Annotated in this window: 9 protein-coding genes and 1 pseudogene; 1 reads left to right on the top strand and 9 read right to left on the bottom strand. The window is 63.7% G+C overall.

Annotated elements, in window-relative coordinates; genetic code table 11:
- Nucleotides 1-52: 52 nt before the first annotated feature.
- The 3 genes from lpdA to ISS20_RS10770 form a co-directional block, all read right to left on the bottom strand.
- Nucleotides 53-1480 (bottom strand): dihydrolipoyl dehydrogenase, encoded by a 1428-nt coding sequence (gene lpdA, locus ISS20_RS10780; RefSeq protein ID WP_291436453.1) that lies wholly within the window; start codon nucleotides 1478-1480, stop codon nucleotides 53-55.
- A 90-nt stretch (nucleotides 1481-1570) separates the two neighbouring features.
- Complete coding sequence (odhB, locus tag ISS20_RS10775; RefSeq protein ID WP_291436451.1) at nucleotides 1571-2836, bottom strand: 2-oxoglutarate dehydrogenase complex dihydrolipoyllysine-residue succinyltransferase; 1266 nt, start codon at nucleotides 2834-2836, stop codon at nucleotides 1571-1573.
- A gap of 51 nt (nucleotides 2837-2887) precedes the next feature.
- A complete protein-coding gene (locus ISS20_RS10770; RefSeq protein WP_291436449.1) occupies nucleotides 2888-5767 on the bottom strand; it encodes a 2-oxoglutarate dehydrogenase E1 component in 2880 nt (959 codons plus the stop codon).
- 243 nt (nucleotides 5768-6010) lie between these two features.
- Here ISS20_RS10770 and ISS20_RS10765 point away from each other — a divergent pair, with 243 nt between their 5' ends.
- Nucleotides 6011-7075: an AI-2E family transporter gene (locus tag ISS20_RS10765; protein WP_291436447.1), complete on the top strand. Its 1065-nt coding sequence runs from the start codon at nucleotides 6011-6013 to the stop codon at nucleotides 7073-7075.
- 420 nt (nucleotides 7076-7495) lie between these two features.
- Here the strand turns inward: ISS20_RS10765 and ISS20_RS10760 are convergent.
- The 6 genes and pseudogenes from ISS20_RS10760 to ISS20_RS10735 form a co-directional block, all read right to left on the bottom strand.
- A pseudogene (locus ISS20_RS10760) lies at nucleotides 7496-8161 on the bottom strand (IS3 family transposase); the annotation flags it as partial.
- 54 nt (nucleotides 8162-8215) lie between these two features.
- Nucleotides 8216-11479: an error-prone DNA polymerase gene (locus tag ISS20_RS10755; RefSeq protein ID WP_291436445.1), complete on the bottom strand. Its 3264-nt coding sequence runs from the start codon at nucleotides 11477-11479 to the stop codon at nucleotides 8216-8218.
- Nucleotides 11480-11498: 19 nt separating this feature from the next.
- Nucleotides 11499-13085, bottom strand: coding sequence for a DNA polymerase Y family protein (locus ISS20_RS10750; RefSeq protein WP_291436443.1), 1587 nt, complete (start codon nucleotides 13083-13085; stop codon nucleotides 11499-11501).
- Nucleotides 13048-13938, bottom strand: coding sequence for a translesion DNA synthesis-associated protein ImuA (gene imuA / locus ISS20_RS10745; protein ID WP_291436441.1), 891 nt, complete (start codon nucleotides 13936-13938; stop codon nucleotides 13048-13050). The genes ISS20_RS10750 and imuA overlap by 38 nt, the downstream gene beginning before the upstream one ends.
- Before the next feature lie 266 nt (nucleotides 13939-14204).
- Nucleotides 14205-15515: an HD domain-containing phosphohydrolase gene (locus tag ISS20_RS10740; protein ID WP_291436439.1), complete on the bottom strand. Its 1311-nt coding sequence runs from the start codon at nucleotides 15513-15515 to the stop codon at nucleotides 14205-14207.
- A gap of 224 nt (nucleotides 15516-15739) precedes the next feature.
- Nucleotides 15740-15997, bottom strand: a 258-nt coding sequence (locus ISS20_RS10735; RefSeq protein WP_291436437.1) for a hypothetical protein, incomplete at its 5' end; no start/stop codon positions are given.

Genomic DNA, 15997 nt, shown 5'->3' with positions numbered 1-15997 from the left:
AATAGCTACAGGCGCATGTAGATCATGTACCTGTAGCTGATTGAGGCCTAAATCAGAAGTTCAGCGTGCGCTTGTCCACCGCCAGCGCTGCTTCCTTGGTGGCCTCGCTCAAGCTGGGGTGCGCATGGCAAATGCGTGCGATGTCTTCGCTGCTGGCCTTGAATTCCATGGCCACAACGGCCTCGGAGATCAGCTCGCTGGCCTGTGGGCCCACGATGTGCACGCCCAGGATCTCGTCGGTCTCGGCATCCGCCAGCATCTTGACCATGCCGGTGGTGTCGCCCAGCGCACGTGCGCGGCCATTGGCCAGGAACGGGAAGCTGCCCGCCTTGTACTTGACCCCATCGGCCTTGAGCTGCTGCTCAGTGCGGCCCACCCAGGCGATCTCGGGGCTGGTGTAGATGACCCAGGGGATGGTGTTGAAGTTGACATGACCATGCTGGCCGGCAATGCGCTCGGCCACGGCAACGCCCTCTTCCTCGGCCTTGTGGGCCAGCATAGGGCCGCGCACCACGTCGCCCACCGCCCAGACGCCGGGCAGATTGGTCTTGCAGTCAGCATCCACCACGATGGCGCCGCGCTCGTCGAGCTGCAGACCCACCGCTTCGGAGTTCAGGCCAATGGTGTTGGGCACGCGGCCGATGGAGACGATGAGCTTGTCCACGTCCAGCGACTGGGCTTCGCCCTTGGCGTTGGTGTAGGCAATGTTCACACCCTTTTTGCCGGTCTTGATCTCGCCGACCTTCACGCCCAGCTCGATCTTCAGGCCCTGCTTGTCGAAGGCCTTCTTGGCTTCCTTGGCGATCTGCTCATCCACCGCGCCCAGGAAAGTGGGCAGACCTTCGAGGATGGTGACTTCAGCACCCAGGCGGCGCCAGACGGAGCCCATTTCCAGGCCGATCACGCCCGAGCCGATGAGGCCGAGCTTCTTGGGCACGGCGCCAACGCGCAGCGCGCCGTCGTTGGACAGCACCAGTTCTTCGTCAAACGGCGTGCCGGGCAGCGCACGGGCGTTGGAGCCGGTGGCGATGATGATCTGCTTGCCGGTCAGCGTCTCTTCAGCGGCACCTGCCACTTTGATCTCGTAGCCGCCTTCGGCAGCCTTCACGAACGAGCCACGGCCGTGGAAGAAGCTGACCTTGTTCTTCTTGAACAGGTACAGGATGCCGTCGTTGTTCTGCTTCACGACGGTGTCCTTGCGGGCAATCATCTTGGCCACGTCCATCTTGACGCCAGTGGCGGTGATGCCATGCTCGGCAAAGTGCTTGTTGGCATGCTCGAAATGCTCGGACGACTGCAGCAGTGCCTTGGAAGGGATGCAACCGACATTGGTGCAGGTGCCTCCGGGAGCAGGGCCGCCCTTGTCGTTCTTCCATTCATCGATACAGGCGACATTGAAGCCCAGCTGGGCGGCGCGGATGGCGGCGATGTAGCCGCCGGGGCCACCACCGATGACGATCACATCAAATTGTTTGCTCATGGGAAATCTCGTTCAGTCAGTTGGAGAAAGACCCACCGGCGGGCAGGACCAGAGGCCGGGCCACGCGGGTGGGTCGATACAGTCAGGGGATCAGATGTCGAACAGCAGGCGCGATGGGTCTTCCAGCGCGTCCTTCATCGCCACCAAGCCCAGCACGGCTTCGCGGCCGTCGATGATGCGGTGGTCATAGGACATGGCCAGGTAGTTCATCGGGCGGATCACGATCTGGCCGTTTTCGACCACGGCGCGGTCCTTGGTGGCGTGCACGCCCAGAATGGCCGACTGGGGCGGGTTGATGATGGGGGTGGACAGCATGGAGCCGAACGTGCCGCCATTGGAGATGGAGAACGTGCCACCGGTCATTTCTTCAATGCCCAGCTTGCCTTCGGCAGCCTTCTTGCCGAACTCGGCGATCTTCTTCTCGATGTCGGCGAAGCTCATTTGGTCTGCATTGCGCAGGATGGGCACCACCAGACCACGGGGCGAGCCCACGGCGATACCGATGTCGAAGTAGCCGTGGTAGACGATGTCGTTGCCGTCCACCGAGGCGTTCAGCACAGGGTACTTCTTGAGGGCATGCACAGCAGCCTTCACGAAGAAGGACATGAAGCCCAGCTTGGTACCGTGCTCCTTGGTGAAGCTGTCCTGGAACTTCTTGCGCAGGTCCATCACCGGAGCCATGTTCACTTCGTTGAACGTGGTCAGGATGGCGTTGGTCGATTGCGACTGCAGCAGACGCTCGGCTACGCGGGCACGCAGGCGGCTCATGGGCACGCGCTGCTCGGGGCGGCCGCTCAGGTCTTCCTTGCCAGCGGGCGCTGCCACCTGGGGCAGTGCCTTGGAGGGCACACCGGTGGGGATCACGCTGGGGGCTGCCACGGCGGTCTTGGCGCCACCGGCCACAGCGGCCAGCACGTCGCCCTTGGTCACGCGGCCATCCTTGCCCGAACCGGCCACGGCCGACACAGACAGGTTGTTGTCGGCCAGTAGTTTGGCAGCCGCAGGCATGGCCACGTCACCCTTGGAGCCACCGGCAGCAGCGGGGGCGGCAGCAGGCGCTGCTGCGACAACGGGAGCAGCTGCTGCTGGAGCAGGAGCTGCCGCACCGGCCTTGCCTTCGGTGTCGATCTTGGCGATGAGCTGGTCGGCCACCACCGTGGCGCCGTCGCCCTGAACGATTTCAGCCAGCACGCCAGCGGACGGTGCGGGCACTTCGAGCACCACCTTGTCGGTTTCGATCTCGATCAGGATTTCATCCACCGCCACGGCCTCACCGGCCTTTTTCTTCCAGGTCAGCATGGTGGCTTCGGCCACGGATTCGGAGAGCTGGGGGACTTTGACTTCTACGATAGCCATATCAATTCTTTCGGAATGGGGTTTTGTTCTGTTGTCGGGTCGCAGCTGGCCTTACTTGGTCAGGACAAAACCCTTGAGCTTGGCAAACGCGCCGTCCACCAGCGCCTTTTGTTGTTCTTGGTGCAGGTGCGAGTAACCCACGGCTGGCGATGCCGAAGCAGCGCGGCCGGAGTAGCCCAGCTTCTGGCCTTCGAGCATGTTCTCGTGGATGTAGTGCTGCACGAAGAACCAGGCACCCTGGTTCTGTGGCTCGTCCTGGCACCACACCACGTCGGTGGCGTTGGGGTACTTCTTCAGTTCAGCGGCAAACGCCTTGTGCGGGAAGGGGTACAACTGCTCGACGCGCAGGATCACCACGTCGTCGGCTTCCTTCTCTGCGCGCTTCTTCACGAGGTCGTAGTAAACCTTGCCCGAGCATGCGATCACACGCTTGACCTTGGCTGCCTTCTTGACGATGGATTCATCCTGCTCGGGAATCACCGTTTGGAAGCTGCCCTTGGTGAACTCGGACAGCGGCGAGGTCGCATCCTTGTTACGCAGCAGCGACTTGGGTGTCATGATGATCAGCGGCTTGCGCAGATCACGCACCATCTGGCGACGCAGCACGTGGAAGATCTGGCTGGCCGTGGTGGGCTGTACGATCTGCATGTTGGCGTCGGCAGCCAGCTGCATGAAGCGCTCCAGACGGGCCGAGCTGTGCTCTGGGCCCTGGCCTTCGTAGCCGTGGGGCAGCATCAGGGTGATGCCGTTCACCCGGCCCCACTTCACTTCGCCGGAGGCGATGAACTGATCGATCACCACCTGGGCGCCATTGGCGAAGTCGCCGAACTGCGCTTCCCAGATCACCAGGGTGTTGGGGTCGTTCGATGCATAGCCGTACTCGAAGCCCAGCACCGCTTCTTCAGACAGGATGGAGTCGATGACCACAAAGGGGGCCTGGTTCTCCGCCACGTTCTGCAACGGCACGTAGGTACCAATGTCCCACTTCTCGCGCTTTTGGTCATGGATCACGGCGTGACGGTGCGTGAACGTGCCACGGCCGCAGTCTTCACCGGACAGGCGCACGGGATAGCCGCTGGCCACCAGCGAGGCAAATGCCATGTGCTCACCCATGCCCCAATCCACAGGGATGTCACCACGGCCCATGGCCGCGCGGTCGTCATACACCTTCTTCACCAACTGATGCGGCGTCACGCTCTCGGGGATGGTGGTGATCTTCTCAGCCAGGCGCTTCCACTCTGCCAGAGGAATAGCCGTGTCTCCAGCATCGGTCCACTTCTTGCCCAGGAACGGGCTCCAGTCCACCGCGTACTTGCTCTTGAAGTTGGTCAGCACGGGATCGACCGTGTGCTTGCCCGCATCCATAGCAGCGCGGTAGGCCTTGACCATGTCATCGCCCAGTGACTCGCCCAGACCCTGCGCTGCCAGCTTGTCGGCGTACAGCTTGCGTGTGCCGGGGTGTGCGCCGATCTTCTTGTACATCAGCGGCTGGGTCAGAGCCGGGGTGTCCTGCTCGTTGTGGCCCAGCTTGCGGAAGCAGATGATGTCCACCACCACGTCTTTCTTGAACTCCATGCGGAACTCAAGCGCGAGCTGAGTGGCCAACACCACGGCTTCCGGATCATCACCGTTCACATGCAGTACAGGCGACTCGATCATCTTGACGATGTCGGTGCAGTAAAGCGTGGAGCGGGTGTCACGTGGATCGGACGTGGTGAAGCCGATTTGGTTGTTGATGATGATGTGTACCGTACCGCCCGTGTAGTAGCCACGGGTCTGGGCCAGCGCCAGAGTTTCCTGGTTGACACCTTGGCCTGCAAAGGCTGCGTCACCGTGCACCAGCACGGGCAAAACCTGCTTGCCGTGTGGATCGGCACGGCGGTCCATGCGAGCGCGCACGGAGCCTTCAACCACGGGATTCACGATTTCCAGGTGAGAAGGGTTGAACGCCAGCGAAAGGTGAACAGGACCGCCAGGGGTGGTCACGTCCGAGCTGAAGCCCTGGTGGTACTTCACGTCACCCGCGGGCAGATCTTCAGGAGCAGTGTGATCGAACTCAGCGAACAGGTCCTTAGGCATTTTGCCCAGCGAGTTGACCAGCACGTTCAGGCGGCCGCGGTGGGCCATGCCGATCACGATTTCTTGCACGCCCTTCGCACCGGCGGACTGGATCAGCTCGTCCATGGCGGCGATGAAGCTCTCGCCACCTTCCAGCGAGAAACGCTTTTGGCCAACGTACTTGGTGTGCAGGAAGCGCTCTAGGCCTTCAGCAGCAGTCAGGCGGTCAAGGATTTGCTTCTTCTTGTCAGCACCAAAGCTGGGCTTGCTACGAATCTTTTCCAGCTTTTCCTGCCACCAGCGCTTCTGGTTCTGGTCGGTGGCATACATGTATTCGGCGCCGATGGAGCCGCAATAGGTCTCGCGCAACGCATTGATCAGCTCACGCAATGTCATCGACTCTTTGCCGAAGAACGTGTTGCTGGTGTTGAACACAGTTTCCTGATCAGCATCGCTGAAACCGTAGAACGAGGGCTCCAGTTCAGGAATCGCGGGGCGCTCAGTGCGCTTCAAGGGGTCCAGATCGGCCCAGCGCTGGCCCACGTTACGGTAGGCAGCGATCAGTTGCTGAACGGCGGTGCGCTTGCGGCCCAGCTCAGAGTCCGCGCCGGTGGCGACCACGACCTTGGTTCCGCCTTGCTTGGCACGCTCGGCAAAGGCATTGATGACGGGGAGGTGCGGGACGTCTTTGGCGTTGCTGCCATCCACTGCGGGAACGTGCTGCAGCGCATCAAAGTACTCGCGCCACGTATCGGGCACGCTACCGGGATTGGCGAGGTAGTTCTCGTACATCTCTTCGACATAGGGCGCATTGCCGCCGAAGAGGTAAGTGTTGCCTTGGTAGGCTTGATAGACGGATGTCGTATCGCTCATATTCCGCTGACCTCCGCTTTCCTTGGGAAAGCATTAGCTGGTTGAGAAACCTTCCGCGACACGGCTGAACCGGTTGGCGGATGCGACTGTGGCTGGGGAAGGGCCTTGGTACGGGCGCCATTGTGCCACCGAACCGAAGTCCGCCCCCAAAAAGTGCATCCAGGCCATCACTGCACGGCGCAAAAAACTGCACCGCTCAGCACCTCGCGTACATTGCAGGTATCCCATTGCAACCCCCACTCCATGCCGCATCACCAACTTCAGGACAAAGCCTTTTTGCTGCTGCTCGCCCTTGTCACCGTCGCGTTCGGGGCGATCCTGTGGCAGTTTCATGGTGCCGTTTTCTGGGGCGTCATCCTCGCCATTCTTTTTGCTCCGTTGCACCGCAAATTGCTGAGGAAAATGCCCAAGCGGCCCACACTGGCCGCGCTGTGCACACTCGGTTTGTGTCTTGTGGTGGTGATTTTGCCCATGACGGCCATCACGGTGTCGCTGATTCAAGAAGCCACCGCCATCTATGAAAGGGTGCGCTCCGGCCAAATCAATTTCGGGCTGTATCTGCAGCAAGTCATTGCCGCACTCCCCGCCTGGGCTGCCAGTCTGCTCGACCGCCTGCAACTGACCAGCGTTGGCGAGCTGCAACAAAAGCTTTCATCCTTTGCGGTGCAGGCCAGTCAATTTGTTGCAACACAGGCACTGAGCATCGGTCAAAACACCCTGGAGTTCATCGTCAGCTTCGGCATCATGTTGTACTTGTTGTTCTTCTTGCTACGCGACGGCGCCAGTCTGGCGGTGCGTATAGGCCAAGCCACCCCCCTGGAAGACACCCATAAGCGCCAGTTGGTCAGCAAATTCACCACCGTGATCCGGGCCACGGTCAAAGGCAACATCGTGGTGGCTGCATCTCAGGGTGCGCTGGGCGGCATGATTTTCTGGATCCTGGGCATTCAGGGACCGGTACTGTGGGGAGTTCTCATGGCCTTCCTGTCGCTCTTGCCGGCCGTAGGTGCTGGGCTGATCTGGGTGCCTGTGGCGATCTACTTTCTGGCTACGGGGGCTGTATGGCAAGGCGTGGTGCTGACTGCGTTCGGTGTCTGCGTGATCGGACTGGTGGACAACATACTGCGTCCCATCTTGGTAGGCAAAGACACCAAGATGCCAGACTACATCGTGCTGATTTCCACCTTGGGGGGCATGGCCTTGTTTGGCCTGACAGGGTTCGTGATCGGCCCGGTGATAGCCGCACTCTTCATGGCCAGTTGGGATCTTTTCGCGCCGCCGCCAGCCACAGATGTACCAACCCGGTGACGCCGGTACTATGAGTCACTCCGCGGATATCCATACTTCCGTCTACTGCGGGGTGAAGACTGTAGCAACTGCCGTAGACAACGCCGAGGAGATGATCGGGCGCGCTCTTCAGGAACTCGCTGACACCTAGACGTAGTCCAGTAGATCGCTGGCCAGGATCGCTGACCTACTCATAGACCGACCATAGACCGACGCCAACTGCTACACATCCAGTCCCTGCAACGCAACCCAGAAACAACGCACTTCGCTGCCCTGTAAATTGCCGAGAAGCCGAGCCGTTGAGAGCTCCGAACACTTGACCAACGACATCGTCCTCGACTGCGCTCTGCATCACGAAAGCCAACTGACCTTGCCTCTGTGTAGTGGAGTTCTGAACCCACGCTTCACGCGGCATTTTTGCGCTGTGTGACCAGTCCTGAATTAAGTTGACGCCTGGGACGGTGATTCAAGTCGGCGAATACCGACCAAGGACGCGCAATGCACCGCATCGGGCGTTTGCATTTTCAACGATAGATGCGGCCGCTCGGCGTTGTAGATCTGGACCGACTGGCGCACCATATGCCGGGCCTGCTCCAGATCGGCGGGCCGCTGCAGCAGCAGCGCTGCTCTTGAGGATGCCGTTGACCCGCTCGGCCATCACATTCTGGTAGCAGTCGTAGCCGTCGGCTATCGAGCATTGCAGGTCGTGCCGATGGTGGATGGCCTGGTAGTAGCTTGAGTTGTATTGCCTGTCTCGGTCCCTGTGAAATATCAGCCCGGGTAGTGGACGGCGACGCCACCACGCCATGGTCAGCGCGCCCTTGACTGGGCTGGCCTGCATGTGCGACTGCAGGCTCCTGCCCCAACCTGACGGCTGAACAGGTCGATGACGGCGGCCAGGTACAGCCAGCCCTCGTCGGTGGCGATGTAGGCGATGTCACCACTCCAGCGCTGATTGAACTGCTCAGGGTTGAAGCGCAGCTGCAGCAGGTCCGCAGTCACCGGCAGGCTGTGGCGGCTGTCGGTGGTCACCACGAACTTGCGTTTCGTCTTGGCCTGGATGCCGTGCTGCTGCATGAGCTTACGAACCCGGTCTTTACCCAGCCGATTGCTGCCAATCAAGCCAGAGACGTCTGCCGTTTTGTAGCCCGCCAATTCCATTCAATGAAAATCCCGACTCCCCTGCAGTGCCTGCCCCATGCGGCCCAGCAGTGGTGTCAGGTCCTTGAAGCGCTGTGCCACCAGGTGGCGCACCACGGCCGTGCTGCCGGGTGGGCCGGCGCTGCATTGCCACACCCCTTCCACCGCCAGCAGTTGTGACCGCAGCAGCGCATTGCGCCACACATCCACCATCGCAGGCCAGACGATGACGTTAACGGGGCCGGTTTCGTCCTCCAGCGTGACGAACATGGTGCCCTTGGCGGTGCCAGGGCGCTGGCGCACGGTGACGATGCCACAGGCGCGCACCTTGCGGCCGTTGGCTGCGCTGTGCAGTTGCAGGGCGGTTTGCAGACGCCAGCGTGCCAGGCGGGGGCGCAGCAGGGCCAGGGGGTGGCGGCGCAACGTAAGACCGGTGGCAGCGTAGTCGAACAGGATCTCTTCCCCCTCTGGGGCCTCGGGCAGTTGCAGCGGGGCCTCGTGCACGGGCACATCGCGCCAAAGGGGTGGCGCGATGTGCTGTGCGGCGGCGTCCCACATCTGCTGGCGCCGGTGGCCCGACAGGCTGGCCAGGGCGTCGGCAGCAGCCAGTGCCTGCAGGTCTTGCTGGCTCAGTTGCGCACGCAGGGCCAGGTCTTCGGTGGTGACAAAGGCGGGGCCTGTGGCGCGGGCGTGCAGCAGGCGCTGGGCAGCGTCTGCGTGCAGGCTGCCTACCAGCCGCAGGCCCAGGCGCACGGCGGGCTGGGGCAGCAGCGGCGCGCCCAGGCCGCGTGCGGGGCGCAGCGGCTCTGCGTTGCCCTCCAGGGTGCAGTCGATATCGCTCACGGTCACGTCGATGGGCAACACGCGCACGCCGTGGCGGCGGGCGTCCTGCACCAGTTGCGAGGCGCTGTAAAAGCCCATGGGCAACGAGTTGAGCAGCGCGGCCAGAAAACACGCGGGCTCATGGCACTTGAGCCAGCTACTGGCGTAGGCCAGCAGCGCAAAGCTGTGGGCGTGGCTCTCGGGGAAGCCGTATTCGCCAAAGCCCAGCATCTGCTGGAAGATGGCCTGGGCAAACTCGGTGCGGTAGCCGCGCGCCTCCATGCCGCCGATCAGGGGGCGCTCGAACCGGTGCACACCGCCCTTGCGCTTCCAGGCAGCCATGGATCGGCGCAGATCGTCGGCCATACCGGCCGAGAACCCGGCGGCCACCATGGCGATCTGCATCACCTGCTCCTGAAAGATGGGCACGCCGAGAGTGCGCGCCAGGGCAGCCTCCAGCTCGGGTTTTTCGAGTTGCAGAGGCTCACCCCTGCGCCGGCGCTCGCGCGCCTGCAAGTAGGGGTGCACCATGCCGCCCTGGATGGGGCCAGGCCGCACGATGGCAACCTCGACCACCAGGTCGTAGAACTCGCGCGGCTGCAGGCGGGGCAGCATGCTCATCTGGGCGCGGCTTTCGATCTGGAACACGCCCACGGTGTCGGCCGCGCAGATCATGTCGTAGGTGGCGGGGTCTTCGCGCGGGATTTCCTTGAGCCCCCAGCGCTCGCCGCGCAGGGCTGCGCGCAGGTTGAGGCAGCGGCGCAGCGCGCTGAGCATGCCCAGGGCCAGCACATCGACCTTGAGCAGGCCCATGTCATCGAGGTCGTCCTTGTCCCACTGGATGACGGAGCGGTCCTTCATGCTGGCGGGCTCCACCGGCACCAGCCGCGTGAGCTTGCCCTGGGTCAGCACAAAGCCGCCCACATGCTGGCTCAGGTGGCGCGGAAAGTCCTTCAGATCGGCCGCCAGCTCCAGCCACAGCCGGGCGGTGTGGCGGTGCAGGGGTGTGCCCAGGCTTTGCGCCAGTTCTTGCAGGCGGTCGGATGCAAATTCTTCGTCAAACCAGTGGTGGTCTTTGGCAAACGCATCGACCAGCGCGGGCGCCACGCCCAGGGCCTTGCCCACGTCGCGCAGGGCGCTGCGCGTGCGGTAGCAGGTGACCACGGCAGCAATGGCGGCGCGGTCGCGGCCGTATTTGTTGTAGATGTACTGGATGACTTCCTCGCGCCGGTCATGCTCAAAGTCCACGTCGATGTCGGGCGGCTCGCTGCGCTCCTTGCTGATGAAGCGCTCAAACAGCAGGTGGGATTGTTTGGGGTCCACTGCCGTGATGCCCAACACATAGCAGACCACCGAATTGGCGGCCGACCCGCGCCCCTGGCACAGGATGCCCACGCTGCGCGCAAACCGCACGATGTCATACACGGTGAGAAAGTACATCTCGTACCTGCAGTACGCGATCAAGTCCAGCTCCTTGCGGATCTGCGCGGCGATCGCCTCGGGCACTCCGTCAGGGTACAGGCCTGCCGTGTTGGCATCGACCAGCCAGGCCAGGCCCTGGGCGGGCGTCATGCCCTGGGGCACGGTCTCCAGCGGGTACTGGTACTGGATCTCACTCAGGCTGAAGGTACAGCGCCCGGCGACGGTGAGTGTGGCCGCCAGCAAATCGGGTGGGTAGAGGCCCGCCAGCCGCACGCGCTGGCGCAGGTGGCGCTCGGCATTGGGCTGCAGCGCAAAGCCGCACTCGGCCACAGTGCAACCGAGCTTGACGGCCGTGATCACATCCTGCAGCGGCTTGCGCGAGCGGGCGTGCATGTGCACATCGCCCGCCGCCACCAGCGGCAGATGCAGCGCAGCGCCCACACGCTGCAGCGTGGCCAGCCACAGACTGTCGTCGGGGGCCATGTGCAATTCGACCGCCAGCCACACATACTGAGCCTTTTGAGGGCCCAATTGGCTTGTAGCGCTAGTGATACATGCGCTGAGCGCTACAAAATCAGAAGCATCAAAGTGCTGGCGGCATGGCGCCAGCAGCAACTCGCACCCTTGCAGCAAATGCCAGGGGCTGCCCACACCCACGTGGTAGCGCCCCTTGGGTGCGGCGGCACGGGCGGCAGTGATGAACTCGCACAGGTTGCCCCAGCCCTCGGCATCGCGCGCCAGCGCCACCAGCCGCAGGTCGCCCCACAAAAACTCACTGCCCACGAGGAGATGCAGGCCACATTCCTTGGCCGCACCCCAGGCACGCACCACCCCGGCCACCGAGCATTCGTCCGTCAGCGCCAGCGCCTGGTAGCCAAGCTTGGCAGCGCGTGCCACCAGCTCTTGCGGGTGCGATGCGCCCCGCTGAAAGCTGAAATTGGACAGGCAATGCAGCTCGGCATAGTCTGGCAGCTCGGCAGCGCCCGCCAAGGGGCCTGGCACCGCAGAGGCCTGTGAAGGGGGTCGATGCGTCAAGCCCATGGACAACCGCCCTGCCCGCTTACCCAAAGATCCCGTGCAGAAACCAGCGGTGGGGGCGTGCCACCGTCGCCGTGCCATCCAGCGCAGGCGCCAGGCGCTCGCGAAACACCCACACCAGCCCCGCCACATTGTTGTGGGCTACGAAATAGTCGCGTAAGGCCAGGCCGGCGCAGGGGTGCGCCGGGTCCACCGCGTCGTCCGTGGCAGACCACCAGCCCGCCTCAAACCGGTGGGGCCCGGCCAGCAGGCGCAACAAGCCGTGGTGGCAAGGCCGGTTGCCCTGCACTGCCAGCCGCCGGGGCGGGTTCAGCAGCCAGGTGGGTAGCAAGGGGGCATCTGGGACAATGCCCTGCAAAACATCGTCCGCACGCGCAGAAGCAGGACTGGCGGGTGTATGCGTGGCAGCGGAGGACGTACCCAGCATTTCGGTGGCCGGGCGCCATTGCTGCATGCGTTCGGGCCGGTGGTCGGCCAGCAGCGCCGGTGCCATCACATGGTCGGCCCCCAGGCGGGCCGACAGGCGCTCCAGCAGTTGGTGCAGAGCCTCGCCTGGGGTACCTGCCGGATCGGCGCTGCCATGGCTTGCAAGGCTGCGCCCCCCCACCTCCCCCGGGGGCAGCAGGCTGGCACTGCGGTGCGGCAGCGGGGCCGCGTCGAGCAGTCGCAGCGTGATCTGGTTGACCGGCGCGGCCAGCGTGGTGCGCGCCAGGTTTTCGGCCAGTAAGCGCCGCAGGTGCGCCAGGTCGTGGGTGGCCTGGGCGGTGCGCACCTGCAGCGCCTGGGTGGGGGGCAGCACCACGCCATCGATGCGCCGCAAGTCGTGGCGCCATGCCAGCTCCAGCGCCAGTACGCCCTGCTGGCGCGCCTGCAGCCAGGCCTGCAGGGCCGTGAGGCTGCGGTTGGCGCTCCACAGCAGTGCGTCGGCCGACGCGGCCAAGGCGGGCAGCTCGGTGGTCAACACAAACTGCTCGGGCAGTTGCAGCCAGGCATGGGCTTCAGGGGCATCGCCCAAGGCCTGGTCCAGCACCCGCAGCACACCCGCCCCCAGGCGCCGCGCCACGCCCGCGCGCGGCAAGGCCCGCAGCGCCCCCCAGGTGCGGCACCCCATGCGCTCCAGGCTGGCCACATGGGGGCGCAGTGCTGTCAGCGTGTGCAAAGGCAGGTTCTCTGCCCTGTCCTGCGGCGGGCAGATGCGCCCGGCCAACGCCATACGCAGCCTGGCCTGGGCGACCAGGGCGGTGGGGCCTGTGCCCCACACAGTCGGTGCGTGGGACAGCAAAGCCGTGGTCGATCCGCAGGAATGGACAGGGTTTTCAGTGCTGCTGGCGGCTGGATGGACAACGCTATGCCCTTCGCATGAGACGGACGCATCGGCCCAGGCTTGCAGCACCAGCGCCTGCAGCGCCTCGCGCCCGCCCCACAGGCGTTCGGTGGTGGACACTTCCAGCAACACCGCCTCGCCATCGGCCAGCGCCACACGCGGCGTAAAGCACAAAGCCCACCAGCCTGCGGCGGAGTTCAGCGCTTCGGTACTTCTATTGGTGTCTGTACCCGCCAAGGCGGTGGCCTCATCGCACCAGGGCAATGGCAGAGCGATCCAGTGCATGCCTGCTCCCTTCTGGTCTGCCCCCCGGTGCATTGCGCGCCAGCAGGGCACCGGAGCCCCCAGCCACCCGCATAGCCACAGCCTGGCGGCCCGCCACCAGGGCACTCGCCGCCTCCTGCGCCGCACGGCGCCGCTCGGCCTGTGCCAACAGCACCTGCGCCAGCTGAGGGTGGCAGCCCGGGAGACGGAGCACTTGCGCCAGCGGAGGCCCCCGGCGTTTGAGGATCTGCACCTGCATGCCAGGGGCTGCTGCGGCATCCCCTGGCAGGGCCAGCCCCTGCACTTGCAGCCGCAACTGGGCCGGCGACGCCTGAGACACCTGTGATGCGGGCCATGAGGCATCGACCGGACGAAACACCCACAACAATTGCTGCTGCTGGGCCGCCGCCCATTGCAACCGCCGCAGGGAGGCAGGCTGTGCCTGGGGCAGCCAGGCCATGACGGCCAGCACGCCTTGGCAGCGCAGTGACTGCTCGGCCGCCCACAAGGCGACCATGGGCGAGTCGGCATGCACCACACACACCCGCTCTGCCCGCAACCCCTGCGACTGCAGGGCCGGGCCAAAAGGCTCGCACGGCGGCGCCACCAGCACCACCGCCCCGCTCTGCCTGGCCGTGGCCTGCACCAGTGCGGGCAGCACCAGTTGCCATTCGTGCAAGCCCGCCAGAGGCTGAAGCACTTCGCTCAGGGCCCCCACGGGCCAGCCGCCACCCGGCAGCTGGGCGTCCAGCGCGGCGTGGCCCGTAGGCAGGACGCGCTGCGTGCTTGTACCCAGCGCGTCGGCATGCCACACCCCAGGTACGGCAATCGGCAAATCGGACGCAACCCGCAAAGAGGGGTGTGGCGCAGGCATGGTGGTGGGAGAGGTTCAGTCAACACGAATACTGTAAATATAACCAGTATTTTGCCATATGGGGGAACCTGCGGGTGAAACCTCACCAAAGAGGTCGGTCTGAGGGGATAGGCGCGCGCTGGCAAACGGCATACGCGTTCAGGGCAGCGCCGATGGGCGCCAGCAAGCACCGCCAGCGGCGGGGAACCACCGAAGGGGCAACCAGCCGCACCAGCAGGATCGATATGGTCAGGGATGCTCTGCACGAATCATCGTACAGAGCATCCCTAGAGCGAGCGCATCGCCCAGTCGCACCAGTCCGCCACCGCCGCATCGGCAGGCGTGGCACGGTCCGAGAGCTGGGGCCAGCGGCGGTGGCTGGCGTTCAGGATGCTTTGCAGTTGCCACAAGGCCTCGCGCCCCACCAGAGCGACCTCCGCCATGCCAATGGCATCCCCTTGCAATTGCGCCAGCAACTCCCCCTGATGCCGGGGGTGTGAGCCCGCTTCTATCAAGGCTTTTTGTAATGCTAGGAGGCGGGAATCGGTAAACGCAAAGGCGCTGCCTGCAGGAGACTTGGCCGCCGTGTCTGGGGGCAAGGCCGCCTTGAGCTGGTCCCAGTAGGCAAAGGCTTCGGCCAGCAATTCGATCTGGCGCGGTGCATCGTTGCCCAGGGGCATCAGGGCTGATTCGCGGGCCACTTCCTCCTGCAACAGCGGCAGGATGAACGCCACCAGTGCCGAAGGAAACTTGCGGTGGTTGAGCCGCAGCACCAGCGACAGCCGCTGTGCGGGCATGTCGTCGTATTTTTCGTAGAACGCTGCCACCACTTCGGCCAGCAGCAGGATGCGGCCCATGGGTGTGATGTCCGCCCCCAGCAAGGCGCGCGGGTAGCCACTGCCGTCCATGCGCTCATGGTGCTCCAGCACGGCCACCTCGGCAGCGCGTGGGTACGCCTGCGTGTCGCGAATCATGAGCATGGCCGATATGGGATGGGCCACAAGGTGCTTGCGCCCTACCCCCACCACCTTGTGGTCCGGGTCATCCCAGGCGGGGTCCATGTGCAGCACACCCAGGTCATGCAGCAGTGCAGCGGCAGCCACCGTGCTGCAGTCGCGTTCGCTCAGCCCACTTTTGACGGCCAGAAATACCGCCACGGTGGTCATCACCAGACTGTGCTGGAACAGCGTGGGCCGCTGGTCACGCATCACGGTAAGCTTGCAGGCCATGGCAGAAGGCAACGGCAGGGACCGCAGGGGCGCCAGCAACCGGGCACCTGAGCCCAGGGCCTCGGCCAGCATGGCGGGCAGGGTTTCCTGCTCGATGAGCGCCTGGCCCAGGGCCAGCAGGGCCGGCACGTCCACCGGGTTTTCAATCGACAGATGACGGTCAATGGGTTCGCGCAGCTTGTGCTGTACCAGGCGGTCATACAGGCGGCTGTCGATGCGCGCCCCCTTCTCCACCAACTTGATGCCGTTGTCCGTGTAGATGGCAGCACCGGCAACGACTGTGCGCCGGTCGGCCATGTCGGTCAGCGCACGCAAGTAGTAAGGACTGTCAGCGTCCTCGGTATCCGCTGAAAGAAGAATATCGGTCATGCAAGCAACACAAATCGTTGCTTCGCACTATATGGGGTTCTCTTGCAAGGCACTGACTCGCATGACGCGATACAGACACACAATCTTGATGCACATCAAGCAGCACGGGCTGCTGCAAGCCCTTGTTTTTGCCACATGACGCGCATCGCATGTCCAGATGCCCCAAGCCAAGGCCTTGACCAGCCGGCCTTTACGGGGTGTCCAAGTCCCTTGTCACCCCAATGTCATTGTTCCAAATAGGAATCAGGGTTTTCATTAGGCGATGCCGTTGAGAGTCCACTTTTTGACCACCCTCGCCAGTCAGGCTTGGGTAAACCCTGAAAAGTTCCGCCTCGATTGTTCACAATACTGGAACAGTTAGTTCGCGACCCGGTGGTTTTTCTCTGTACCCCATCGGCGTACAGTTCATCCCATCGATGAGCCGAACCCGCAAGGCGACTCACCGAATCCGGTTCAGGAATGGTTTTTGACCCGGCTTTTTT

The sequence above is a fragment of the Acidovorax sp. genome, assembly GCF_016783915.1.
Classification (GTDB): domain Bacteria; phylum Pseudomonadota; class Gammaproteobacteria; order Burkholderiales; family Burkholderiaceae_C; genus Acidovorax.
Note: the sequence above shows the minus strand (reverse complement) of the source record. Positions and strands in the feature narration are given on the sequence as shown.

Excerpts from the sequence above, each read along its gene's own strand:
- imuA (WP_291436441.1), bottom strand. The coding sequence starts at position 13,938 with ATGCCTGCGCCACACCCCTCTTTGCGGGTTGCGTCCGATTTGCCGATT.
- ISS20_RS10770 (WP_291436449.1), bottom strand. The coding sequence starts at position 5,767 with ATGAGCGATACGACATCCGTCTATCAAGCCTACCAAGGCAACACTTAC.
- ISS20_RS10755 (WP_291436445.1), bottom strand. The coding sequence starts at position 11,479 with ATGGGCTTGACGCATCGACCCCCTTCACAGGCCTCTGCGGTGCCAGGC.
- lpdA (WP_291436453.1), bottom strand. The coding sequence starts at position 1,480 with ATGAGCAAACAATTTGATGTGATCGTCATCGGTGGTGGCCCCGGCGGC.
- ISS20_RS10750 (WP_291436443.1), bottom strand. The coding sequence starts at position 13,085 with ATGCACTGGATCGCTCTGCCATTGCCCTGGTGCGATGAGGCCACCGCC.
- odhB (WP_291436451.1), bottom strand. The coding sequence starts at position 2,836 with ATGGCTATCGTAGAAGTCAAAGTCCCCCAGCTCTCCGAATCCGTGGCC.
- ISS20_RS10765 (WP_291436447.1), top strand. The coding sequence starts at position 6,011 with ATGCCGCATCACCAACTTCAGGACAAAGCCTTTTTGCTGCTGCTCGCC.
- ISS20_RS10740 (WP_291436439.1), bottom strand. The coding sequence starts at position 15,515 with ATGACCGATATTCTTCTTTCAGCGGATACCGAGGACGCTGACAGTCCT.